The sequence below is a fragment of the Maribacter corallii genome, assembly GCF_047345415.1.
In the GTDB taxonomy this organism is placed as follows: domain Bacteria; phylum Bacteroidota; class Bacteroidia; order Flavobacteriales; family Flavobacteriaceae; genus Maribacter_C.
Window position 1 is genome coordinate 439,461 of the sequence record NZ_JBLFEP010000006.1, and the last position, 24,926, is coordinate 464,386.

The 24,926-nt window shown below is 42.9% G+C and carries 17 protein-coding genes, 5 tRNA genes and 1 pseudogene; 22 read left to right on the forward strand and 1 reads right to left on the reverse strand.

Features of this window, described 5'->3' with window-relative positions:
• Positions 1-49: 49 nt before the first annotated feature.
• From ACKWCA_RS21810 to ACKWCA_RS21910, 21 genes and pseudogenes are all read left to right on the forward strand, one after another.
• Positions 50-1,669, forward strand: a complete 1,620-nt coding sequence (locus tag ACKWCA_RS21810) for an alanine/glycine:cation symporter family protein (protein ID WP_413980369.1) — start codon at positions 50-52, stop codon at positions 1,667-1,669.
• 88 nt (positions 1,670-1,757) lie between these two features.
• Positions 1,758-2,600 carry a ComEA family DNA-binding protein gene (locus tag ACKWCA_RS21815; RefSeq protein ID WP_413980370.1) on the forward strand — a complete coding sequence of 281 codons (843 nt, stop codon included), beginning with the start codon at positions 1,758-1,760 and terminating at the stop codon, positions 2,598-2,600.
• Between the two features lie 10 nt (positions 2,601-2,610).
• A complete protein-coding gene (locus ACKWCA_RS21820; RefSeq protein WP_413980371.1) occupies positions 2,611-3,780 on the forward strand; it encodes an acyl-CoA dehydrogenase family protein in 1,170 nt (389 codons plus the stop codon).
• A 112-nt stretch (positions 3,781-3,892) separates the two neighbouring features.
• Entirely contained in the window at positions 3,893-4,087 is a 195-nt protein-coding gene (rpsU, locus tag ACKWCA_RS21825) for a 30S ribosomal protein S21 (RefSeq protein ID WP_413980372.1), read from the forward strand.
• Between the two features lie 135 nt (positions 4,088-4,222).
• Positions 4,223-5,113: a tyrosine-type recombinase/integrase gene (locus ACKWCA_RS21830; protein WP_413980373.1), complete on the forward strand. Its 891-nt coding sequence runs from the start codon at positions 4,223-4,225 to the stop codon at positions 5,111-5,113.
• 41 nt (positions 5,114-5,154) lie between these two features.
• Positions 5,155-5,457, forward strand: coding sequence for a ribosome hibernation-promoting factor, HPF/YfiA family (hpf, locus tag ACKWCA_RS21835; protein WP_413980374.1), 303 nt, complete (start codon positions 5,155-5,157; stop codon positions 5,455-5,457).
• Positions 5,458-5,557: 100 nt separating this feature from the next.
• Positions 5,558-5,631, forward strand: a tRNA-Thr gene (locus ACKWCA_RS21840).
• Between the two features lie 151 nt (positions 5,632-5,782).
• A tRNA-Tyr gene (locus ACKWCA_RS21845) sits at positions 5,783-5,864 on the forward strand.
• 39 nt (positions 5,865-5,903) lie between these two features.
• Positions 5,904-5,976, forward strand: a tRNA-Gly gene (locus tag ACKWCA_RS21850).
• A 201-nt stretch (positions 5,977-6,177) separates the two neighbouring features.
• A tRNA-Thr gene (locus ACKWCA_RS21855) sits at positions 6,178-6,249 on the forward strand.
• A gap of 62 nt (positions 6,250-6,311) precedes the next feature.
• On the forward strand, positions 6,312-7,499 hold the full coding sequence (gene tuf / locus ACKWCA_RS21860) for an elongation factor Tu (protein ID WP_413980375.1): 1,188 nt from the start codon (positions 6,312-6,314) through the stop codon (positions 7,497-7,499).
• A gap of 70 nt (positions 7,500-7,569) precedes the next feature.
• Positions 7,570-7,642 (forward strand) — tRNA-Trp (locus ACKWCA_RS21865).
• A 138-nt stretch (positions 7,643-7,780) separates the two neighbouring features.
• Positions 7,781-7,939: pseudogene (secE, locus tag ACKWCA_RS21870) on the forward strand (preprotein translocase subunit SecE); the annotation flags it as partial.
• Positions 7,940-8,088: 149 nt separating this feature from the next.
• Complete coding sequence (nusG, locus tag ACKWCA_RS21875; RefSeq protein ID WP_413980376.1) at positions 8,089-8,640, forward strand: transcription termination/antitermination protein NusG; 552 nt, start codon at positions 8,089-8,091, stop codon at positions 8,638-8,640.
• A 65-nt stretch (positions 8,641-8,705) separates the two neighbouring features.
• Entirely contained in the window at positions 8,706-9,143 is a 438-nt protein-coding gene (rplK, locus tag ACKWCA_RS21880) for a 50S ribosomal protein L11 (protein ID WP_413980377.1), read from the forward strand.
• Positions 9,144-9,165: 22 nt separating this feature from the next.
• On the forward strand, positions 9,166-9,855 hold the full coding sequence (gene rplA, locus ACKWCA_RS21885) for a 50S ribosomal protein L1 (RefSeq protein WP_413980378.1): 690 nt from the start codon (positions 9,166-9,168) through the stop codon (positions 9,853-9,855).
• Positions 9,856-9,880: 25 nt separating this feature from the next.
• On the forward strand, positions 9,881-10,399 hold the full coding sequence (gene rplJ / locus ACKWCA_RS21890) for a 50S ribosomal protein L10 (RefSeq protein WP_413980379.1): 519 nt from the start codon (positions 9,881-9,883) through the stop codon (positions 10,397-10,399).
• A gap of 48 nt (positions 10,400-10,447) precedes the next feature.
• Complete coding sequence (rplL, locus tag ACKWCA_RS21895) at positions 10,448-10,828, forward strand: 50S ribosomal protein L7/L12 (RefSeq protein ID WP_413980380.1); 381 nt, start codon at positions 10,448-10,450, stop codon at positions 10,826-10,828.
• A 138-nt stretch (positions 10,829-10,966) separates the two neighbouring features.
• Entirely contained in the window at positions 10,967-14,776 is a 3,810-nt protein-coding gene (gene rpoB, locus ACKWCA_RS21900) for a DNA-directed RNA polymerase subunit beta (protein WP_413980381.1), read from the forward strand.
• Between the two features lie 39 nt (positions 14,777-14,815).
• Entirely contained in the window at positions 14,816-19,114 is a 4,299-nt protein-coding gene (gene rpoC, locus ACKWCA_RS21905; RefSeq protein WP_413980382.1) for a DNA-directed RNA polymerase subunit beta', read from the forward strand.
• A gap of 54 nt (positions 19,115-19,168) precedes the next feature.
• Entirely contained in the window at positions 19,169-19,480 is a 312-nt protein-coding gene (locus ACKWCA_RS21910; protein WP_413980383.1) for a DUF3467 domain-containing protein, read from the forward strand.
• A gap of 48 nt (positions 19,481-19,528) precedes the next feature.
• Here ACKWCA_RS21910 and ACKWCA_RS21915 read toward each other — a convergent pair whose 3' ends face one another.
• Positions 19,529-21,118, reverse strand: coding sequence for a peptide chain release factor 3 (locus tag ACKWCA_RS21915; protein WP_413980384.1), 1,590 nt, complete (start codon positions 21,116-21,118; stop codon positions 19,529-19,531).
• Positions 21,119-21,521: 403 nt separating this feature from the next.
• Here ACKWCA_RS21915 and ACKWCA_RS21920 point away from each other — a divergent pair, with 403 nt between their 5' ends.
• Entirely contained in the window at positions 21,522-24,923 is a 3,402-nt protein-coding gene (locus tag ACKWCA_RS21920) for a gliding motility-associated C-terminal domain-containing protein (RefSeq protein WP_413980385.1), read from the forward strand.
• Positions 24,924-24,926 lie beyond the last annotated feature (3 nt).

A 24,926-nucleotide genomic window follows, 5' to 3' on the forward strand; every position in this document is an offset into this window, starting at 1 on the left:
AGGATATTGTCCACGACTAATTAAAAAATATACCAAACAAACCCTAATTATGAAGTATAGACTTCTTGCCCTAATTTCTTTATTCTTACCAATTTTAAGTACCGCTCAAGAGACCGTTGAGAAAGGTCTTGATGAGAGAGTCAATGATGCATTCATGCCGTTTGCCGTTTGGTGGGAAAACACGGTACTAACCCCGATTAGCATTGGCGGGTACGATTTGCCTATTGTTCTTATTTTACTGGTTTTGGGCGCCACGTTCTTCACAGTATATTTCAAAGTTCCCGGCATATCGAAGTTTGGTTTGGCCATAAATACGGTACGAGGAAAATATGATGAAATGGACCATCACGGAGTAGAGAAATCAGATGTCAATATTGTTGATGGTGATTTGGTCGATACTATTGCGGATGAGAGCAAGGAAGGAGAAGTAAGCCATTTTCAAGCGTTGGCCACCGCGGTTTCCGGAACCGTCGGTCTTGGTAATATTGCAGGTGTGGCCGTAGCGATAGCTTTAGGAGGTCCTGGGGCTACATTTTGGATGATAGTCTGTGGCTTGATCGGAATGTCGACCAAGTTTGTGGAATGTACTTTAGGTGTGAAGTATAGGGATGTGGGTAGCGACGGTACCGTATACGGCGGCCCCATGTACTACATGTCAAGGGGTTTGAACGAAAAAGGTTTGAAAGGTCTCGGCAAGGTTTTAGGGGTCATTTTTGCTATATTATGTGTTGGTGCCTCTTTTGGCGGGGGTAACGCTTTTCAATCGAATCAGGCCGCTGTACAGTTGACCTCGATGTTTGGCTGGGAAGGCGGTGCTACTGGCGTTATTATTGGTGTGGTCATGGCAATTTTAGTGGGTATCGTAATTATTGGAGGAATCAAAAAAATCGCCAGTGTTACGGAGAAAATCGTGCCTTTCATGGCAGGTATCTATGTTCTCGCCTCCCTAGTGATCATATTTGCTAATATTAAATATGTTGGAGACGCTTTCGGAATGATATTCTCTGGCGCCTTTACACCTGAAGCCGGTCTGGGCGGTATTGTTGGGGTAATCATTGTAGGTTTTCAAAGAGCGGCATTCTCTAACGAGGCCGGTGCGGGTTCTGCTGCTATTGCCCATTCAGCAGTTAAAACCAAGTACCCTGCCAGTGAAGGAGTAGTAGCACTTCTAGAACCTTTTATAGATACGGTTGTCATTTGTACAATGACCGCTTTGGTCATTATTTTCTTTAATATGGACGCAGGAGCGTTTGATTATGGAAATGCTGTCGGTAGTACGGTACTTCTAAATGATTCACAAACATATGTTGGAGGGGTAGATTTGACATCAATGGCCTACGACTCGGTGATACCAGGTTTTAGATATGTATTGACGATAGCGATTATTATGTTTGCCTTCTCCACTATGATTTCATGGTCGTATTATGGGCTCCAATCTTGGAAATATCTATTTGGAAGGGGAAAAACCATGGATACGGTCTATAAGGTCTTGTTTTTACTTTTCGTAGTCATCGGAGCGGCGGCCACTTTGGATGCGGTAATCAAATTTTCCGACGCCATGATATTGGCCCTGGTCTTTCCGAACATGATAGGACTGCTATTTTTGTTCCCAAGAGTACGGGAAGAACTCAACAAGTACCTGTCGGATATAAAAGCCAACTTCAAATAATAACAAGTTGAAGGGTTTTAAATCTCGCTTTAAGCCTTTCTAGAAGTTGGTCGGTTTCAATAGACAAGAACGTAGTGGAATTTTCTTTTTGCTCCTACTCATAGTTCTGTTGCAGGTCGGGTACGTTTTGATGGATTCTTTTTATCAACCAAATGGGCCGACCATTTTTTCAGAGAATATTCGGCTTCAGACCGGCATAGATGCTTTGAAGGAAAAGGCGGCAATGGCAGATGCTCCAAAAATGTATCCGTTTAACCCCAATTTTATAACCGACCATAAAGGCTATGTCTTAGGTATGAGTATTTCCGAAATTGATAGACTCCATGAATTTAGGGCGCAGCACAAATTCGTGAACACCCCGGAAGATTTTCAAAAAGTCACTCAGATTTCCGATTCCCTGTTGATGGTTATCACGCCCTTTTTCAAGTTTCCCGATTGGACAAAAAAAGCAAGGAGGGTACCAGTGGAAACAAGCGATTCGAAATTCTTGGAAAAACCATTGGTTTCTGAAAAAAGACCTCCTAAGGACTTTCCGTTGCACGATTTGAACGCCGTCACCGCCAACGAACTGAGGGCTATAAGTGGAATCGGTGAGGTGCTCTCAAAGAGAATTGTGAAATTCAGGAATCGATTAGGTGGTTTTTTAGTGGAAGAACAATTATATGATGTGTATGGTTTGCCACCAGAGGTAACAAAAAAAGTCTTAAGAAAATATAAAGTGTTTAACGCACCCGAAGTTACCAAGATCAATATCAATACAGCTACGGTAGCGCAAATAGCTTCCATAACCTATATACGATTTGACTTGGCGGAGGAAATCGTACGCTACCGAGAAGCCAATGGGCCATTTTCAAACTTAAACGAACTGTTAAATATTGACCGTTTTCCAGCGGAAAAGATCTCTAGAATAGCCTTATATTTGTCGCTTTAAATCGATTGCTATGCAAAGTATGTACTTTACTGAAGAACATCATCTCTTCAGGGAAAGTCTCCAGAACTTTTTACAAAAAGAAGTAGTGCCCCATATCGACGATTGGGAAACTACAGGTATCATAGATCGCTCCATTTGGAAAAAATTCGGAGAAATGGGCTTTCTCGGCTTGGCGACTCCAGAAGATCATGGTGGAATGGGGTTGGATTTGTTCTACACCGTCATTCTGCTTGAGGAACTGCAAAAAATCAATTCCGGAGGATTTGCCGCTGCCGTATGGGCCCACGTCTATTTGGCAATGACACACCTGAACAAGAATGCCAACGCACTTCAGAAGGAGGCTTACTTGAGGCCTAGCGTACTTGGAGAGAAACTAGGTTGCCTCGGGGTTACCGAACCTTTTGGAGGTAGTGACGTAGCCGCCATGAGAACTACAGCTACTAGAAAAGGTGAGGTATATGTCCTCAACGGTTCGAAGACCTTTATCACTAACGGGGTGTACGGAGACTATATCATCTTGGCGGCTAAAACAGATGCTACTGCGGGTAACAAAGGCATTAGTCTGTTCATCGTCGATTTGAAAAGCGAAGGGGTCACCGCGAACAAATTGAATAAGCTAGGGTGGCGAGCTTCGGATACGGCCGAGCTGGCATTCGACAATGTGCAGGTTCCTGCCGATAATTTAATGGGAGAGGAAGGAAAGGGCTTCGGTTTCATCATGGAAGCTTTTGCCCTAGAACGTTTGATTATGGGGGTTAATGCCCATGCCAGGGCCGAATATGCGTTGGACTACGTGTTGGACTATATGTCGGAACGGGAAACCTTTGGCAAACCGATTAACCAATATCAGGCGTTGCGCCATCGTATTGTCGACTTACATGCTGATATGGATATGTGTAAACAATATAACTACGGTGTAGTCTATAAAATGGATAAGGGTGAATACGTGGTTCGTGAAGCGACGATATCCAAATTGAAGTCGACAAAAATGGCGGATGACGTCGCCCATGAGTGCCTACAGTTTCTTGGGGGTTATGGGTATATAGAAGACTATCCTATGGCTCGTCTTTTTAGAGATAGTAGATTGGGGCCTATTGGTGGTGGAACCTCAGAGATTCTTCGTGAGATCGTTGCCAAGATCATCATTGATAAGAAAGAGTACAAGGCCCCTAAAGGATAGACCGGTAGGGCCTGAAAATAGTTTTTTGCACATTTATGCATATTTGGTTGCGAGTTGTAAATTAGTTTATATCTTTGCAGCCCTAATCATTAAAGAAAGGAGGTTGTAGCCCATGTTGATAATACCGATTAAAGAAGGAGAAAACATAGATAGAGCTTTAAAGCGTTTTAAGCGAAAGTTCGATAAAACAGGTACAATGCGCCAATTGCGCAAACGCCAACAATTTACGAAGCCTTCTGTAGCTCGACGAGCACAAATACAAAAAGCCCAGTACATTCAAGGTCTTAAAGACCAAGAGGAAATCTAGTACTGAACAAATATGAGATTAAAATCCCGCATTAGCGGGATTTTTTTGTGTCCAACCGTAGTGCTGATAACCGCCTGACCGCCTGGTCTTCAAGCGAGGCCTCAGAATGCCTTAAAACTTTCATAACTTTGTGATATGTCGGTAAAAGCTTTTTTGGCCTACGTATCATTAGAAAAGAATTATTCTTCCCATACCGTAAAGGCTTACGGCAACGACATTGGTGATTTCAAAAGGTTTTGTAAGGAGACCTATGATATCTCCAATATCGAATCGGTTTCGTACTCGCAAATCAGGAGTTGGATCGTAAGTTTGGTTAACGACTCCATTTCGAACCGCACCGTCAATCGAAAAATAGCCTCTTTAAAAGCTTACTACAAGTTTCTACAACGCGTCGGTGATATAGAGGTAAATCCGTTGGCGAAGCACAAGGCCTTGAAAACTTCGAAAAAAATGGAAGTACCCTTTTCCGAGGCCGAAATGAGTGCGCTTTTAAAGCAAATTTCCTTTAAAGAAGGATTTGAGGGAATAAGGGATCAGTTGATGATCGAGCTCCTATACACCTCAGGTATTAGGAGAGCCGAACTGATCGATTTGCAATTGGTCGACCTCAATCTACGCGGGGGTACGATAAAGGTGCTGGGAAAGCGAAATAAAGAGCGTATCATTCCTCTTTTGGGGGGCATTACCGACTTGTTTGTACAATACTTGATCGCCCGTGATGAACTCGAAAGCATTGTGGATGACGACTATGTGTTTTTGTCAAAAAGCGGTCATAAAATATACGAAACCCTTGTCTACAGAGTTATTAATAAGTATCTTAGTGAGGTATCGCAAAAAGCAAAAAGGAGCCCTCATATTCTAAGGCATACTTTTGCAACCCACCTGCTCAATAAAGGAGCGGATTTGAATTCCGTGAAGGAATTATTAGGTCATTCAAGTTTGGCTTCTACTCAGGTATATACCCATAATAGTATTGCCGAGCTTAAGAAAGTGCATTTGGCTTCACATCCCAGAAATAAAAAATAGTGCACTACTAAACAGTTATTTAACCTTTAAATCATTAGCTTATGAAAGTAAATGCTCAATCTGTAAATTTTAATGCGGATGCAACGCTTATACAATTTGTCGAAAACCGATTGAATAAGTTAGAAACTTTTTATAATAAAGTGGTCAGTTCCGATGTCTATCTCAAGGTTGAGAACACTAGTTCCAAAGAGAATAAAATAGTGGAAATCAAATTACATATCCCCAAGGATAAATTCATGGTGAAAAAGCAGTGTAAAACTTTTGAGGAAGCGGTCGATTCGGCCTGTAACACACTGGAAAGAAAACTGATAAAAAGGAAAGAAAAAATGAGGGTGTATGCCTGATTAAAATTTTCCATATTTTGTTTTGATTAAACAAATAAATATATACATTTGCAGTCCGTTAGAAATAGCGGACTTTTTTATGCGTAAAAAAGGGTAAAAGGCCGATGTAGCTCAGCTGGCTAGAGCAGCTGATTTGTAATCAGCAGGTCGTGGGTTCGAGTCCCTCTATCGGCTCAAAATGTGGAATTATTTTAAATGGTTTTGCAGATTGAAATTTTGAAATGGTCAAGGGACGCGAAGTTTATGCCGAGCGTAGACGAGATGAGTTCCTGTGCCGATTCAAAATGGAAATAAGTTCATTAAAATAGTGAAGTATAATAAAGAAGGGGAGATACTCAAGCGGCCAACGAGGGCAGACTGTAAATCTGCTGACTATGTCTTCGCAGGTTCGAATCCTGCTCTCCCCACATCTTTTAGGAAATTCCAATTTGGAATTTATAAGAATTGCGGGAGTAGCTCAGTTGGTAGAGCGTCAGCCTTCCAAGCTGAATGTCGCCGGTTCGAACCCGGTCTCCCGCTCTAAAAAGGCTCTTTAGATATCGAAGTTGAAGTGTTTTAGTTGAACACTTTCGTTTTGATTTGTGAAGAAGAATAGGGTGAGAAGTCTGTGCTGAGCGCAGCCGAGGTAAATTCAGGGGTCTCGCTCAAATACTGAGTAAGCGTTTGCGGTTTAGTGTCGGTCGAGATAGCTTTAAACCTTGAACCTGAAACCCCAAAAAGGCCGACGTAGCTCAGGGGTAGAGCGTTTCCTTGGTAAGGAAGAGGTCACGGGTTCAATTCCCGTCGTTGGCTCTATTAGTTGACAAATTTGTACACACACACTAATATAAACATAAGATTAAAATTCATTAAAAATGGCAAAGGAAACTTTTGATCGTTCCAAACCGCACTTAAATATTGGTACCATTGGACACGTCGATCACGGAAAAACTACATTGACTGCTGCTATCACCGAAGTATTGGCGAACGCAGGATTATCTGAAAAGAGAAGCTTCGATTCTATCGATAACGCTCCTGAAGAAAAAGAAAGAGGTATCACTATCAACACTTCGCACGTTGAATATCAAACTGCGAATCGTCACTATGCCCACGTTGATTGTCCTGGTCACGCGGATTATGTGAAGAACATGGTTACTGGTGCTGCTCAAATGGATGGAGCTATCCTTGTTGTAGCTGCGACTGATGGTCCTATGCCACAAACTCGTGAGCACATCCTTTTAGGACGTCAGGTAGGTATCCCAAGAATCGTTGTTTTTATGAACAAGGTGGATATGGTTGATGATGAAGAGCTTTTAGAGCTTGTTGAAATGGAAATCAGAGAGTTGCTTTCTTTCTACGAATATGATGGTGACAATGGTCCCGTAATCGCTGGTTCTGCATTAGGTGCTTTGAACGGTGAGCAAAAATGGGTCGATACCGTAATGGAATTGATGACCGCTGTTGATGATTGGATCGAGCTTCCAAAAAGAGATGTTGAAAAAGATTTCTTGATGCCTGTTGAAGACGTATTTACGATTACCGGTCGTGGTACTGTTGCTACTGGTCGTATTGAAACCGGAGTTGCCAATACTGGTGATGCCGTTGATATTATCGGTATGGGTGCAGAGAAATTGTCTTCTACAATTACAGGGGTTGAAATGTTCCGTAAGATATTGGATAGAGGTGAAGCTGGTGATAATGTTGGTATCCTCTTGAGAGGTATCGAAAAGTCTGATATCAAAAGGGGAATGGTAATCTGTAAGCCGGGTTCTGTTAAGCCACACGCTAAATTTGAAGCTGAGGTTTATATCCTTAAGAAAGAAGAAGGTGGTCGTCACACACCATTTCACAATAACTATCGTCCTCAGTTCTACGTCAGAACCACTGATGTAACTGGTACGATCAATCTTCCTTCAGGAGTTGAAATGGTTATGCCTGGTGATAACCTTACCATTACTGTTGATTTGCTTTCTCCAATTGCATTGAGCGAAGGACTTCGTTTTGCGATCCGAGAGGGTGGTAGAACAGTAGGTGCAGGTCAGGTAACTAAGATTTTAGACTAAAAATCTTTAGAAGTTATTTACACATTAAGGGTGTCCGCCAACAGGCGGATACCTTTAAATGTGAATAAAAACGGGTGTAGCTCAGTTGGTAGAGCACTGGTCTCCAAAACCAGGTGTCGGGAGTTCGAGTCTCTCCTCCCGTGCGAAACGAGTTTAACGACCTTTCACAAGAGAAGTCCACTCGAAATAATAAGGCCGCGGCTTTATTTTTCGTGTCTTAGAAATTAAGAAGGACTTTTGGATTAGTTCGCCATTGACGTAAAGGGTAAAAAAGAAACAACATGTTGACCTATATAAAAGAATCGATTGAAGAGTTACGCAACCACGTAACCTTGCCGACCAAGGCTGAATCTTCTAACCTTATGGTTGTTGTGGCGGTTTTCTCCATATTGTTCGCTTTGGCGACATGGGGGGTTGATGAGTATTTTTCGGATTTGATTGCAGGCAATTTATTTTCTGCGAAGACGTACTCGGATTATTTAGAAGCGGGATTCGGCGGCGTATTGCGCTTACTGTGGTATGCTATACTAACGGTAGGTCTTGTTTTAGGAGTATCTTCATTTACAAGTAAGAATAAAAACCAATAGGCATGTCCGAAGTACTGGAAAAAAAATGGTATGTGGTAAGGGCTGTTAGCGGTCAAGAAAACAAAATCAAAGGCTACATCGAAAGTGAGGTCACTAGACTCGGGTTTGGTGATTATCTAGAAGATGTTTTAGTCCCCACTGAAAAGGTGGTGCAGATTCGAAATGGAAAAAAAATCAATAAAGAACGGGTTTATTTTCCTGGATATATCATGATCAAAGCCAATTTAGGTGGTGAAATGATTCATATTATACGGTCGATTACCAATGTAATCGGTTTTTTAGGGGAAACCAAAGGAGGCGACCCCGTTCCACTTCGGAAGTCCGAGGTGAACAGAATGCTCGGTAAAGTTGATGAATTGGCCGTGAATACCGATAGTGTGGCCATACCTTTCGTGTTTGGTGAAACGGTAAAAGTTATTGATGGCCCGTTTAATGGTTTTAACGGTACTGTCGAAAAAATAAATGAGGAAAAACGCAAACTTGAGGTCATGGTGAAGATTTTCGGAAGAAAAACGCCTTTGGAATTGAGTTACATGCAAGTAGAAAAGATTTAAAGTAATTGTTACATATATAAAATTGTGTTGCTTCCACTAACACGATTTCAATTTAATTTTAAACAATGGCAAAAGAAGTAGGTAAAGTAGTTAAACTACAAGTTAGGGGAGGTGCAGCGAATCCATCGCCACCGGTCGGACCCGCCTTAGGTGCTGCCGGCGTTAACATCATGGAGTTCTGTAAGCAGTTCAATGCGCGTACACAGGACAAACCCGGAAAGGTTTTACCAGTTGTTATCACCGTCTATAAAGACAAGTCGTTCGACTTCGTCGTAAAAACACCGCCGGCGGCCGTTCAGTTGATGGAAGCAGCTAAGATTAAGAAAGGATCTGGCGAACCTAACCGTGTGAAATTAGGTAGTGTCACTTGGGATCAGATTAAGACCATCGCAGAAGATAAAATGGTAGACTTGAATGCGTTTACTGTAGAATCTGCAATGAGTATGATCGCGGGAACGGCACGTTCAATGGGTATGAAGGTTGCTGGAAAACGACCTTTTTAAATCTTAAAAAGCAATTTTAAAAATGGCAAAATTAACAAAGAAGCAAAAAGAAGCTCGTGCTAAAATAGAGAAAGACAAGCTCTATTCCGTTGACGAAGCCTCAGCTTTGGTAAAAGAAATCACCAATACAAAATTCGATTCATCTATTGAAATAGCGGTACGTTTAGGGGTTGATCCACGTAAAGCGAATCAAATGGTCCGTGGGGTAGTGACACTTCCACATGGTACGGGTAAAGATGTGAAGGTTTTGGCGTTGGTCACTCCAGATAAAGAAGCAGATGCTAAAGAAGCCGGAGCCGATTATGTTGGCCTGGATGAGTATTTGGATAAAATCAAAGGAGGTTGGACCGATGTTGATGTTATTATCACGATGCCTAGCGTAATGGGTAAATTGGGCCCCTTAGGTCGTATTTTAGGACCAAGAGGTTTGATGCCGAACCCGAAAACAGGTACAGTGACCATGGATGTGGCAAAAGCCGTAACTGACGTTAAAGGTGGTAAAATTGATTTCAAGGTCGATAAAACCGGTATCGTGCATGCTGCAATTGGAAAGGCATCTTTTACCGCTGACAAAATTGCGGGTAACGCAAAAGAGTTGTTGGAGACGCTGAATAAATTGAAACCTACGGCGGCAAAAGGGGTGTATATGAAAAGCATCTTCATGTCAAGCACCATGAGTCCTAGTGTTCAATTAGACCCTAAGACAGTTTAACTAACTGGTAGTAAAAATTTTTAGTATGACAAGAGAAGAAAAAGCAAACGTAATACAGGATTTGACTACGGAGTTAGCGGATAACTCTACCATTTACTTGGCGGATATATCCGGTTTGGATGCCAAGACAACCTCTGATTTGAGAAGAGCTTGTTTTAAGGCTGATATCAAACTGTCCGTAGTGAAAAACACCTTGCTTGCAAAAGCAATGGAAGCTTCTGAAAGAGAATTCGGTGAACTTCCTGAAGTGCTGAAAGGCAATACTTCACTAATGTTTTCCGAGATTGGAAATGCTCCTGCAAAACTGATCAAGAATTTCAGGAAAAAGTCGGATAAGCCTTTGTTGAAAGGTGCATTCGTCGAAGAAGCGGTTTATATTGGTGATGAAAATCTAGATGCTTTAGTTAGTATTAAGTCCAAAGAAGAAATGATCGGTGAAATAATCGGACTGTTACAGTCTCCGGCCAAGAACGTTATTTCTGGACTTAAATCCGGTGGAGGTAAAATCGCTGGTATCTTGAAGACATTATCAGAAAGAGAATAGTACGCACTAAACTAATTATATTTTAAAATTTTATTAAACGATAGAAAAATGGCAGATTTAAAAGATTTCGCAGAACAGTTGGTTAACTTGACCGTAAAAGAGGTTAACGAGTTGGCTGATATATTAAAAGAAGAGTACGGCATTGAGCCCGCAGCTGCAGCTGTAGCTGTTGCCGCTGGAGGCGCTGGAGCCGATGGTGGTGAGGCTGCTGAGGAAAAATCGGAATTCGATGTTATCCTTAAAGCAGCAGGGGCTTCCAAGTTGGCCGTAGTTAAGTTGGTTAAAGAATTGACCGGCTTAGGATTGAAAGATGCTAAAGACATCGTTGATAGTGCACCAAAGGCCGTTAAGGAAGGTGTGGCTAAAGACGAAGCTGAAGGAATCAAGAAATCATTGGAAGAAGCAGGAGCAGAAGTTGAGCTTAAATAATAGCAGCAACCATAACGCTTTCGGTTTAGGTCTTTTCTCGCTTTCGCGGGGCTAGACCTAAGCCTTTTTATAGATACCGCGTATATAAAGCCGTATACGACCCATTTTTAGTATTCACGATCAAAATACTGTCCATAGATGTTCACAAACACTACTGAAAGAATTAATTTCGCATCCGCTAAGAACACGCCGGAATACCCGGATTTCTTGGACATTCAGATTAAATCGTTTCAAGACTTTTTCCAACTTGAGACAAAATCCGATGAGAGGAGCGATGAAGGTCTATACAATACCTTCCAAGAAAACTTCCCTATTACCGATACAAGAAACCAGTTTGTACTTGAGTTTCTCGATTATTTTATAGATCCGCCAAGATATTCCATTCAAGAGTGTATTGAGCGTGGACTAACCTATAGCGTGCCTTTGAAGGCACGACTTAAGTTGTACTGTACCGATCCGGAACATGAAGATTTTGAGACCATTGTACAAGACGTTTATTTAGGAACCATTCCATATATGACCCCATCGGGTACATTTGTGATAAATGGTGCAGAACGTGTTGTGGTTTCTCAATTACATAGATCACCAGGGGTATTCTTTGGGCAATCGTTTCATGCCAATGGAACCAAATTATATTCTGCAAGGGTAATACCTTTTAAAGGGTCTTGGATAGAATTTGCGACGGATATCAATAGCGTGATGTACGCGTACATTGATCGAAAGAAAAAGTTGCCTGTTACTACCTTGTTCCGTGCAATCGGTTTTGAAAGGGATAAGGATATTTTGGAGATTTTCGACCTCTCGGAAGAGGTGAAAGTATCTAAAGCAGGACTGAAAAAAGTACTGGGCCGCAAATTGGCCGCAAGAGTGTTGAACACTTGGCATGAAGATTTCGTTGACGAGGATACCGGTGAAGTGGTATCGATCGAACGTAACGAAATCGTGTTGGATCGTGACACCGTTCTAGAAAAAGAACATATCGAAGAAATATTGGAAGCAGATGCAAAGACCATTCTTCTCCATAAAGAGAATAATGCCCAGTCTGACTACGCGATCATACACAATACACTTCAAAAAGATCCTACGAACTCTGAGAAAGAGGCCGTAGAACATATTTACAGACAGTTGCGTAATGCCGAGCCACCCGATGAGGAGACCGCTCGGGGCATTATCGACAAATTGTTCTTCTCAGACCAGCGATACAACCTTGGGGAAGTGGGTCGTTACAGAATGAACAAAAAGTTGCAGTTGGATATTGGAATGGACAAGCAGGTCTTGACCAAAGAGGATATCATTACGATCATCAAGTATCTAATCGAGTTGATCAACTCAAAAGCGGAGATTGATGATATCGATCACTTGTCCAACAGACGTGTACGTACTGTGGGGGAACAATTGTCCTCTCAATTCGGAGTGGGTCTTGCACGAATGGCTAGAACTATTCGCGAGCGAATGAATGTTCGTGACAATGAAGTTTTTACACCGATCGATTTGATTAATGCGAAGACCTTATCTTCCGTAATTAACTCATTTTTTGGTACGAATCAACTTTCTCAATTTATGGATCAGACCAATCCATTGGCTGAAATCACCCATAAAAGAAGGCTATCCGCACTTGGGCCAGGAGGTCTTTCAAGAGAAAGAGCAGGTTTTGAAGTACGTGATGTACACTATACGCACTATGGTAGACTATGTCCTATAGAAACTCCGGAAGGTCCAAACATCGGTTTGATTTCTTCTTTGGCGGTTTTTGCCAAGGTAAATCCGATGGGCTTCTTGGAAACGCCCTATCGTAAAGTAGATAGTACCAAGGTCAATACCAAAGAGTATGTATACCTAAGTGCGGAGGAAGAAGAGGGAATGAAAATCGCCCAGGCGAATATCCCCTTGAAAGACAATGGACAAATTGACTCTGACAAAGTAATTGCGCGTGAAGAAGGTGACTTTCCTGTGGTCGATCCATCTGAGATCAACTATACTGATGTCGCGCCTAACCAAATCGCTTCGATTTCTGCGTCATTGATTCCGTTTTTAGAACATGATGATGCAAACCGTGCGTTGATGGGCTCGAACATGATGCGCCAGGCAGTTCCGTTATTGAAACCGCAGTCACCGATTGTCGGTACAGGTTTGGAACGTCAAGTAGCCTCTGATTCAAGAGTATTGATCAATGCTGAAGGTGATGGCGTCATCGAATATGTTGATGCACAGAAAATAACGATTAAATACAAGAGAACCGATACCGAACGTCTCATCAGTTTCGATGACGATTCTAAATCGTACAATTTGGTGAAGTTCAGAAAAACGAATCAAGGTACGAGCATCAATTTGAAGCCTATTGTCAAGAAGGGCGATAAGGTCAAAAAAGGTCAAGTGCTTTGTGAAGGGTATGCTACCGAGAAAGGAGAGCTAGCATTAGGTAGAAACCTAACAGTAGCCTTCATGCCTTGGAAAGGATATAACTTTGAGGATGCAATTGTTATTTCGGAAAAAGTAGTTCGCGAAGATATCTTCACCTCTATACATGTTGATGAGTATTCGCTCGAGGTGCGTGATACCAAGCTTGGTGCTGAAGAATTGACCCATGATATCCCTAACGTTTCTGAAGAAGCGACAAAGGATCTCGATGAGAATGGTATGATCCGTATTGGAGCGGAAGTAAAACCTGGAGACATTCTAATTGGAAAGATTACCCCGAAAGGAGAATCGGATCCGACTCCTGAAGAAAAACTACTTCGAGCAATTTTTGGTGACAAGGCAGGTGACGTAAAAGATGCTTCCTTGAAAGCTTCTCCATCTTTACGTGGAGTGGTGATCGAAAAGAAATTGTTCTCACGTTCTATTAAAGATAAGCGCAAGCGTTCTGAAGACAAAGAAGCCATCAACGCTTTGGAGTTGGAATACGAGGTGAAATTTGAGCAGTTGAAAGATGTGTTGATCGAAAAATTGTTCTCATTGATCAATGGCAAAACATCACAAGGCGTATTGAACGATCTGGGTGAAGAAGTTTTGCCGAAGGGAAAGAAGTACACCATGAAGATGTTGAATGCTGTTGACGATTTCGCACACTTAGTAGGTGGAAGTTGGACCACGGATAAGGACACTAACACCATGGTAGCTGACCTATTACATAATTACAAGATCAAACTGAACGACCTTCAAGGTAACCTAAGAAGAGACAAGTTTACGATTTCTGTAGGTGATGAACTCCCTGCAGGAATTATGAAGCTTGCTAAAGTTTATGTGGCTAAGAAGCGAAAGCTGAAAGTCGGGGATAAAATGGCAGGTCGTCATGGAAATAAAGGTATTGTCTCAAGAATCGTGCGTCAAGAAGACATGCCATTCTTGGAAGATGGTACTCCGGTCGATATCGTATTGAATCCGTTGGGTGTACCTTCCCGTATGAACATCGGTCAGATTTACGAAACTGTATTGGGCTGGGCTGGCTTGAAATTAGGTAAGAAATTCGGAACGCCGATTTTCGATGGGGCCACCTTGGACGAGATCAATGGTTATACCGATGAAGCGGGTATTCCAAGATTCGGTCATACCTATCTATACGATGGTGGAACCGGTCAACGATTCGATCAGCCTGCAACGGTAGGAGTGATTTACATGTTAAAATTAGGCCATATGGTCGATGATAAAATGCATGCACGTTCTATCGGACCATACTCATTGATTACACAACAACCTTTGGGCGGTAAAGCCCAGTTTGGAGGTCAGCGTTTCGGTGAGATGGAGGTATGGGCACTTGAAGCCTATGGTGCATCCGCTACCTTGCGGGAAATATTGACTGTGAAATCCGATGACGTTATTGGTAGGGCAAAGACTTACGAATCAATCGTCAAAGGAGAGACCATGCCAGAACCAGGGTTACCTGAATCTTTCAATGTACTGATGCATGAACTTAAGGGATTAGGTTTGGACATCCGTTTGGAAGAATAATTTTAGAACACACATAATAATATAGTAGCATAGTAGATTATGGCTAGAATACACGATAATACACCACAAAAAAGGTTTGATAAGATTTCGATTGGTTTGGCCTCTCCTGAAGCAATTCTGGCAGAGTCAAGGGGTGAAGTCCTGAAGCCTGAAACCATTAACTATAGAACGCACAAACCTGAGCGTGACGGTCTTTTCTGCGAGCGTATTTTTGGTCCTGTAAAGGATTATGAATGTGCCTGTGGTAAGTACAAACGTATTCGCTATCGCGGTATCGTTTGTGACCGATGTGGAGTAGAGGTAACAGAGAAAAAAGTTCGTAGAGACCGTGTGGGGCATATCAATTTGGTGGTTCCAGTGGCTCATATTTGGTACTTCCGTTCGTTGCCGAACAAAATAGGATACCTCTTGGGACTTCCTTCCAAGAAATTGGACATGATTATCTATTACGAGAGATATGTGGTAATCCAACCGGGTATTGCAAAAGGCCCTGAAGGAGAGGAAATCAACAAAATGGATTTCTTGACCGAGGAGGAGTACTTGAACATTGTTGAAGAGCTTCCACAAGAAAATCAGTACTTAGACGATACCGACCCCAATAAGTTCATTGCTAAAATGGGTGCGGAGTGTTTGATCGATATATTGTCTAGAATCGATTTGAAAGAACTGTCCTTCAGTCTAAGACATAAGGCCAATACGGAAACTTCAAAGCAACGTAAGACCGAAGCCCTGAAACGACTACAGGTAGTCGAGGCGCTTCGCGAATCGCAGGAGAATAGAGAGAATAACCCTGAATGGATGATCATGAAGGTAGTTCCGGTTATTCCACCAGAACTGCGTCCTTTGGTGCCATTGGATGGTGGCCGTTTCGCCACCTCTGATCTGAACGATTTGTATAGAAGGGTGATCATTCGAAACAACCGTCTAAAACGATTGGTCGAGATCAAAGCACCGGAGGTTATTCTTAGAAATGAGAAACGTATGCTTCAAGAAGCGGTCGATTCTCTTTTTGATAATACACGTAAAGCTTCGGCGGTCAAGACCGAGTCGAATAGGCCTTTAAAATCACTTTCCGATTCACTGAAAGGAAAGCAAGGACGTTTCCGTCAAAACCTTTTGGGTAAACGTGTGGATTATTCTGCTCGTTCGGTTATTGTCGTGGGTCCAGAAATGAAGTTGTTCGAATGTGGTCTACCTAAGGATATGGCTGCGGAATTATACAAGCCTTTCGTCATACGTAAGTTGATTGAAAGGGGTATTGTAAAAACCGTGAAGTCCGCGAAGAAAATTATCGATAAAAAAGAACCCGTTGTTTGGGATATTCTTGAAAATGTACTTAAAGGTCACCCTGTGCTATTGAATAGGGCCCCAACACTTCACCGTTTGGGTATTCAGGCTTTTCAGCCCAAACTTATAGAAGGTAAGGCGATTCGACTACACCCATTGGTATGTACAGCCTTTAATGCCGATTTCGATGGGGATCAGATGGCGGTACACCTTCCTTTAGGTCCTGAAGCAATTTTGGAAGCACAACTTTTGATGTTGGCTTCCCATAATATTTTGAATCCGGCTAACGGTTCTCCGATTACGGTTCCATCTCAGGATATGGTCTTGGGTCTTTACTATATGACCAAAGAAAGAAAGTCTACTCCAGAGGTTCCTATTAAAGGAGAAGGCCTAACTTTTTATTCGGCCGAAGAGGTTGAGATAGCCTTTAACGAAGGAATGGTAAGCCTTAACGCGGGAATTAAGGTTCGTGCGAAGGATTTCAATGAAGCAGGGGAATTGGTATACCAAATCATACCGACAACGGTCGGTAGAGTGCTCTTTAACATGGAGGTGCCGGAAGCGGCTGGGTATATCAATGATGTATTGAACAAAAAATCCTTGAGGGATATTATCGGTAAGATCTTGGCAGTTACTAACGTCCCTACCACAGCTGATTTCTTGGATAAGATAAAAACAATGGGGTATGATTTCGCCTTCAAAGGTGGTCTTTCCTTTAGTTTAGGCGATATTATCATTCCTCAAGAGAAGCATGAGATGATTGCTGATGCCAACGGTCAGGTTGACGGTATTATGGCCAATTATAATATGGGTCTTATTACCAATAATGAACGTTACAATCAGGTCATCGATGTTTGGACCTCTACGAATGCCATGTTGACCGAGTTGGCAATGAAGCGTATTCGTGAAGACCAACAGGGGTTCAACTCGGTATATATGATGCTTGATTCAGGCGCGAGGGGTTCGAAAGAGCAGATTCGCCAGTTGACGGGTATGCGAGGATTGATGGCGAAACCTAAAAAATCGACTGCAGGTGGTGGAGAAATCATCGAAAACCCGATTCTTTCTAACTTTAAAGAAGGTCTTTCGATTTTGGAGTATTTTATTTCCACTCACGGTGCGCGTAAAGGATTGGCCGATACCGCTCTAAAAACGGCGGATGCAGGTTACTTGACACGACGTTTGGTCGATGTTTCACAAGATGTGATCATCAATATCGAAGATTGTGAAACCTTAAGAGGTGTCGAGGTCGAAGCGTTGAAAAAGAATGAAGAAGTCGTTGAGACACTAGGAGAACGAATTTTAGGACGTGTTTCATTACATGATGTTTATGACCCGATCAGCGAGGAATTGCTTTTGACTGCAGGTCAGGAAATCATGGAAGGTGATGTCAAGAAAATCGAAGTTTCTCCTATCGAGCGGGTAGAAGTTCGTTCGGCATTGACATGCGAAGCTCCTAAAGGTATCTGCGCCAAGTGTTATGGCCGAAATCTTTCTACCAATAAAATGGTACAAAGGGGTGAAGCTGTTGGAGTAGTTGCAGCGCAGTCTATTGGTGAACCTGGTACACAGCTTACGTTACGTACCTTCCACGTAGGGGGTATTGCCGGTAACATTTCCGAAGATAACAAGCTGGAAGCCAAGTTTGGTGGTGTTGCGGAAATCGAGGATTTGAGAACGGTGACCGGAGAAGATGGCGATGGAGGTAAAGCGACAATAGTCATTTCAAGAACATCTGAATTGAAAATCGTCGATGCCAAAACAGGGATCACGCTCAGTACGAATAATATTCCATATGGTTCTTCATTGTTCATAGAGAACGGTGCCAAGGTCGCCAAAGGTGATGTAATTTGTTCTTGGGATCCTTATAACGGTGTTATCGTATCGGAATTCACAGGTAAGATTGCCTATGAGAATATTGATCAAGGGGTGACTTACCAAGTTGAAATCGATGAGCAGACCGGTTTCCAAGAAAAGGTAATTTCCGAGTCTAGAAACAAAAAGTTGATTCCGACGCTATTGATTCAAGATGGTAAAGGAGAAACCTTACGTTCGTATAACCTTCCAGTCGGTTCGCATATTATGGTGGACGATGGAGATAAGATCAAAGAAGGTAAGATTTTGGTTAAAATACCACGTAAATCTGCGAAGGCCGGTGATATTACTGGGGGTCTGCCAAGGGTTACGGAGTTGTTCGAGGCGCGTAATCCGTCCAATCCTGCGGTTGTTTCCGAAATTGATGGTGTGGTTTCCTTCGGGAAGATCAAAAGAGGTAACCGAGAGATTATCATCGAGTCAAAATTAGGCGAGACCAAGAAATATTTGGTGAAATTATCAAATCAGATTTTGGTTCAAGAGAATGATTACGTACGTGCAGGAATGCCATTATCCGATGGATCTATTACCCCTGAAGATATTCTAGCGATCAAAGGACCCTCTGCGGTTCAGCAATACTTAGTGAACGAAGTTCAGGAAGTGTACCGCCTACAAGGTGTGAAGATCAATGACAAGCACTTTGAGGTTGTGGTGAGGCAAATGATGCGAAAGGTTCGAATTCAAGATCCCGGGGATACGATTTTCTTAGAGAACCAACTGGTTCATAAAGATGACTTCATTCGAGAGAATGATGGTATCTATGGTATGAAAGTGGTTGAAGATGCCGGTGAATCGGAAAACTTAAGACCAGGTCAGATTATTTCCGCTCGTGAGTTGAGAGATGAAAACTCCATCTTGAAACGGTCCGATAAGAATTTGGTCGTCGCCAAAGATGCTATTGCAGCTACGGCAACGCCTATACTGCAAGGTATTACCAGAGCCTCGTTGCAGACCAAATCATTTATCTCGGCTGCATCTTTCCAAGAAACCACCAAAGTGTTGAACGAAGCTGCGGTTAGCGGTAAAGTCGATACCTTGGAAGGGTTGAAAGAGAACGTTATCGTCGGACATAAGATTCCGGCAGGTACGGGAATGCGAGATTATGAGAATATTATCGTCGGCTCCAAAGAAGAGTACGAAGAAATCATGGCTCGCAAGGAAGCCTTGAAATTTTAAATAAATCCATAACAAACCCTGATAAGCGATTATCAGGGTTTATTTTTTTTACTTATGAGCGAAAAATCGCAAAAACAAAAGCAAATCAATATCGAGTTGGATGAAAAGATGGCCGAGGGTATCTATTCTAACTTGGCTATCATCAATCATTCGGTATCAGAGTTTGTTGTTGACTTTATAAGTATGATGCCCGGAGCGCCAAAGGCTAAGGTGAAGAGTCGAATCGTATTAACGCCACAACATGCGAAGAAGTTTTTAAAAGCCCTGAATGACAACGTGAATCGTTTTGAGAAGGCCCATGGTACGATTAAGGATTATGAGCAACCCCCTATTCCTTTGAACTTCGGCCCTACCGGAGAAGCGTAGAAAGCGTATCTATTTTGCCGCAGTTCCGTTTTAGGGTAGCGGTGATTTTCAATCGAATTCCGAAACAAAGTGGAGCTTTACAGAGGGGTATTTCTGTTGTGTCATTTGAAGGGAGAATGAAGAATCTGCCAAAAAAACCAGCTGTCCTCTTTTGTCTTTAGCTAAGAATTTTTGTTTTACGCGTTGAAATTCTTTGAATTCCTCGTTTTTAGAATCTTCCGCCTCGACCCAGCAGGCTTTGTGGACAGGAAAGTTTTCATAAGAACATTTTGCTCCGTATTCATGTTCTAGGCGGTATTGGATAACCTCAAATTGAAGTGCACCCACCGTACCGATGACCTTACGGCCATTCATTTCCAGAGTGAAAAGTTGCGCCACACCTTCATCCATTAGTTGGTCGATACCCTTATACAATTGTTTCGACTTCATGGGGTCCGCATTGTTGATGTACCTGAAATGTCCGGGTGAAAAACTGGGTATGCCCTTATAATGCAGTTGTTCCCCTTCCGTCATTGTATCTCCTATTTTGAAGTTTCCGGTATCGTGAAGGCCTACAATATCACCGGGATATGAGATATCGACAATTTCCTTCTTTTCTGCAAAGAAGGCATTCGGGCTTGAGAACTTGAGCTTTTTGCCTTGACGAACATGTAAATAGGGTTTGTTTCTTTCAAAGGTGCCAGAAACGATTTTCACAAATGCCAAGCGGTCACGATGTTTGGGGTCCATATTGGCGTGAATCTTGAAAACAAAACCTGACATTGCGTTCTCGTTCGCTTCGACCAGCCGTTCTTCGGCCATCTTAGGTCTAGGTTGCGGAGCGATTTCGACGAAACAATCCAAGAGTTCACGTACCCCGAAATTGTTAAGGGCCGAACCGAAAAAGACAGGCTGCTGTTCTCCTCTTAAATAGGTTTCTTTATCAAAAGGAGGATAAACCCCTTCGACAAGCTCAAGATTATCCCTGAGCTCTTCTGCCGCTTGAGCACCTATGATTTCGTCTAAATCAGAATTGTCCAGCGAATCAAAAGCGATGGTTTCTTCGATATTCTTCTTGCTATCACCACTAAAAAGGTTGATATTCCGCTCATAAATATTATAAATTCCTTTGAAGTCATAGCCCATTCCAATTGGGAAACTCAAGGGTGTAACCGACAATCCGAGTTTTTGCTCCACTTCATCAAGAAGATCAAAAGCATCCTTTCCCTCCCGGTCCAATTTGTTAATGAATACGATAATCGGAATGTTTCGCATGCGGCAGACTTCCACCAATTTTTCCGTTTGTTCCTCCACACCTTTTGCAACATCGATTACTACGATAACACTGTCCACCGCCGTTAGCGTTCTAAAAGTGTCCTCAGCAAAATCTTTGTGGCCGGGGGTATCCAAAATATTGATTTTCTTGTCCTTATAGATAAAAGCCAAGACCGAGGTTGCAACAGATATTCCACGCTGTCTTTCGATTTCCATGAAGTCACTGGTAGCCGTTTTCTTGATTTTGTTGTTCTTCACGGCTCCTGCTTCCTGAATAGCACCCCCGAATAACAATAGCTTTTCTGTGAGAGTTGTTTTACCGGCATCGGGGTGGGAAATGATTCCGAATGTCCTCCGCCTAGCTATCTCTTCTTTAAATCCCATGCCAAAAATTTGAGCAAAAATAAGGCAAATAATGTGTTTATTGGACAGGTGCCATTTTAAATTCGAAGAGCGTTTTACAATGCCTAAACTACTGTATTCATGCATCGTGTATACTACAAACAACAAAAAAGTAGTCGGTTATTACGGTATTTCATCGAATTTTGCCAAATGGAGATAGTCTTTTAATCGTGGTATGACGTATGTATACAAATGTTAAAATATTGATATTCTTGCTCTTTGACGAATATACCTGTTGTTGATGGAGAATTCATAATTTCGAATCTCAAAACTGTTTGGCTTTATAATTTTTAGATATATCTTGCGTTATAAAGTTGCCCCAGCATCTTACTACATAGTACCTACGAGGCCATGGTGATTAGTTTAATGGAAAACTGACATCATTATGAAAAAATTTACTTTCTTAACCTTCACGGGAAGAGGTATTTATGGCATTACGTTACTTCTTATCACCTTATTCACGACCACAGCTTCCTTCGACACAATCCCCGATTTATCCCCTTTAGACATCATTTTTATGGATACCGATAGGGATGGTGTTCCAGACGATATGGATATCGACGACGATGGCGACGGTATTTTAGATGAGGTCGAGGGTACCACGATCGATAGCGATGGCGATGGTATTATGAACCATTTAGATCTCGATTCCGATAATGATGGAGTTTTGGATAATGTAGAGGCGCAGTCTGTACTCTCGTTTATCGCTCCTTCTAATGAAGATTCGAACGGAAACGGCTTAGACGATAACTACGAAGCAACTAACGGACTTACCCCTGTTGATTCAGAGGGTGATGGTGTTCCGGATTACGTCGATTTGGATTCTGACGGAGATGGTATCCTGGATAGTTCTGAATCAAGTGTGCTAAGTACGGATTTCGATTGCGAAACCGTGCCTAATTTGGACTTTAGCGACGCACCCCTTTTAGAAGCGGGTCAAGATTTTAATGAAGGCGCCGTTTACAGATTCTTAAGTGTTGCAGACGGTTTGGATGCACTTGTAACAATAACTTCCATAGTAAATGGTGAAATCGCCACGCTAGACCAGAATTCGACCGATGCCGAGTTCTTCAAACCCGAAATTACATTTACGGCAACCGATGCTATTAGAAATCCTTATGTAGATTTACGAATCTCTTTGGTGAATTCCGGCACAAGTAATCCAGCGGTGCTTAGTGAACTGATAGCGAACTTTATCGACGTAGATGGTAATAATCAATATCAGGAATTCAATAGATTTGATACCCCTGCAAGTTTCACCTTTGATGATCCAAAGGATATCGAGGTAGAAAACACAGGAGGTGGACTATTGATAAACGGCGGTATGACTGAGTATGATGGAATATCCAACGCGAATCCTCAAGTGAATGTAGCCGTAGAGTTTGTCAATATCTCAACTTTTATCTTTAGGTTTGGAATCAATGCCTCGGGTACTGCAAATTTCACTACCAACGTGCCAAGGCAATCGGGTATTCAATTCTCATGTTTGGATAATTTTGTAAACCCACAGACCATAACATTCAATACCGACATAGATTCGGACGGCGATGGATTTCCCAATAGGGTAGACCTTGATTCCGATAATGATGGTATTCCCGATAATGTGGAGGCCCAGACCACAGATGGTTACGTTGCGCCTTTGCTTGCGGATGAAGATCAAGACGGTTTGGATAATGCGTATGAAGGTTCGGGCAATGCCGGTTTGACACCGGTGAATACGGATGATACTGACGAGGTGGACTACTTGGATGATGATAGTGATAATGATTCCGTTCCTGACAACAATGAGGGCAACGACTTTAATTTTGATGGAATTCCAGATCAAACGCCCACGGGTACCGATGCCGATGGTGATGGTCTTGATGATGGGTACGAGGGCAGCGACATCAATGATGGTTTCGATGCCAATGATGAAATCGATGATCCTGAAGATGACCTTCCCGATACCGATGGTACCGAGGATGTGAACTACCGCGATATCGATGACGACGGTGATGGTATGGATACACCCGACGAGGATGCCGACGGAGACGGCGATCCGACCAATGACGATACCGATGGTGACGGCACGCCCGATTACCTGGATCCGGACGACGGCCCCGATACCGATGGAGACGGCGTACCTGATATGACCGATCTCGACGATGACAATGATGGGATTTTGGATACCGAAGAGGACCCTAACCTTGACGGTGATGACAATCCGTTGACCGATCCCTTGGATACCGATGGCGATGGTATACCCAACCATTTGGATATCGATTCCGACGATGATGGTATTCCCGATAATGTAGAGGCCCAGACCACCGATGGCTATATTGCGCCGAACGACGACGACGAGGCGACCTATGCCGAGAACAACGGTCTGAATTCAGCTTACCCCGACGGTATTACGCCGAACAACCATGATGGTGAGGATACTCCCGACTATATCGATTTGGACAGTGACAATGATTCCGTTCCCGATAACAATGAGGGCAACGACTTTAATTTCGACGGATTGCCCGATCAGCAGTATTTAGGTACGGATGCCGATGGCGACGGTCTTGATGATGGGTACGAGGGCAGTGACATCAATGACGGTTTCGACGTGAACGACGAGATCGATGATCCTGCGAACGACCTTCCCGATACGGATGGTACCGAGGATGTGAACTACCGTGATATCGATGACGACGGTGATGATATCGACACGCCCGACGAGGATTCCAATGGAGACGGTGATCCGACCAATGACGATACCGATGGTGACGGAACGCCCGATTACCTAGATCCGGACGACGGCCCCGATACCGATGGAGACGGCGTACCTGATATGACCGATCTTGACGATGACAACGATGGTATCTTGGATATGGACGAAGACCCTAACCTTGACGGTGACGACAATCCGTTGACCGATCCCTTGGATACCGATGGCGATGGTATACCCAACCATTTGGATATCGATTCCGACGATGATGGTATTCCCGATAATGTAGAGGCCCAGACCACCGATGGCTATATTGCGCCGAACGACGACGACGAGGCGACCTATGCCGAGAACAACGGTCTGAATTCAGCTTACCCCGACGGTATTACGCCGAACAACCATGATGGTGAGGATACTCCCGACTATATCGATTTGGACAGTGACAATGATTCCGTTCCCGATAACAATGAGGGCAACGACTTTAATTTCGACGGATTGCCCGATCAGCAGTATTTAGGTACGGATGCCGATGGCGACGGTCTTGACGACGGTTACGAAGGTAGTGACATCAATGACGGTTTCGACGTGAACGACGAGATCGATGATCCTGCGAACGACCTTCCCGATACGGATGGTACCGAGGATGTGAACTACCGCGATATCGATGACGACGGTGATGGTATCGACACGCCCGACGAGGATGCCAATGGAGACGGTGACCCGACCAACGATGATACTGATACGGATGGTACGCCTGATTATTTGGATCCTACTGATGACACACCGGTTTTTGATATTGAAGTGAACCAAATGGTTACCCCGAATAATGATGGTAAAAACGACTTTCTTTTCATTAGAGGTGTCGAGAATGCCAAAAACAATACGTTGAAAATATTCAACAGATGGGGTATCGCTGTATATGAAGGTGCTGATTATAACAACCAGAACAATGTTTTTGATGGCCGGTCCGTAGGTAGGTCCACAGTGAGTTCCGAAGACTATCTACCCTCAGGTGTTTATTTTTATATCTTTGAATATCAAAAAGATAACGAAGGTGATTTCACTGACAGTGGATATATCTACGTTAGCAAGTAATAT

Bases quoted from the DNA above. Each gene is read 5' to 3' on its own strand.
- rpoB (WP_413980381.1), top strand. From the start codon at position 10,967: ATGTTCACAAACACTACTGAAAGAATTAATTTCGCATCCGCTAAGAAC.
- rplK (WP_413980377.1), top strand. From the start codon at position 8,706: ATGGCAAAAGAAGTAGGTAAAGTAGTTAAACTACAAGTTAGGGGAGGT.
- ACKWCA_RS21915 (WP_413980384.1), bottom strand. From the start codon at position 21,118: ATGGGATTTAAAGAAGAGATAGCTAGGCGGAGGACATTCGGAATCATT.
- rplJ (WP_413980379.1), top strand. From the start codon at position 9,881: ATGACAAGAGAAGAAAAAGCAAACGTAATACAGGATTTGACTACGGAG.
- ACKWCA_RS21920 (WP_413980385.1), top strand. From the start codon at position 21,522: ATGAAAAAATTTACTTTCTTAACCTTCACGGGAAGAGGTATTTATGGC.
- nusG (WP_413980376.1), top strand. From the start codon at position 8,089: ATGTCCGAAGTACTGGAAAAAAAATGGTATGTGGTAAGGGCTGTTAGC.
- ACKWCA_RS21810 (WP_413980369.1), top strand. From the start codon at position 50: ATGAAGTATAGACTTCTTGCCCTAATTTCTTTATTCTTACCAATTTTA.
- ACKWCA_RS21910 (WP_413980383.1), top strand. From the start codon at position 19,169: ATGAGCGAAAAATCGCAAAAACAAAAGCAAATCAATATCGAGTTGGAT.
- rpsU (WP_413980372.1), top strand. From the start codon at position 3,893: ATGTTGATAATACCGATTAAAGAAGGAGAAAACATAGATAGAGCTTTA.
- ACKWCA_RS21820 (WP_413980371.1), top strand. From the start codon at position 2,611: ATGCAAAGTATGTACTTTACTGAAGAACATCATCTCTTCAGGGAAAGT.
- rplL (WP_413980380.1), top strand. From the start codon at position 10,448: ATGGCAGATTTAAAAGATTTCGCAGAACAGTTGGTTAACTTGACCGTA.
- rpoC (WP_413980382.1), top strand. From the start codon at position 14,816: ATGGCTAGAATACACGATAATACACCACAAAAAAGGTTTGATAAGATT.
- hpf (WP_413980374.1), top strand. From the start codon at position 5,155: ATGAAAGTAAATGCTCAATCTGTAAATTTTAATGCGGATGCAACGCTT.
- tuf (WP_413980375.1), top strand. From the start codon at position 6,312: ATGGCAAAGGAAACTTTTGATCGTTCCAAACCGCACTTAAATATTGGT.
- ACKWCA_RS21830 (WP_413980373.1), top strand. From the start codon at position 4,223: ATGTCGGTAAAAGCTTTTTTGGCCTACGTATCATTAGAAAAGAATTAT.
- rplA (WP_413980378.1), top strand. From the start codon at position 9,166: ATGGCAAAATTAACAAAGAAGCAAAAAGAAGCTCGTGCTAAAATAGAG.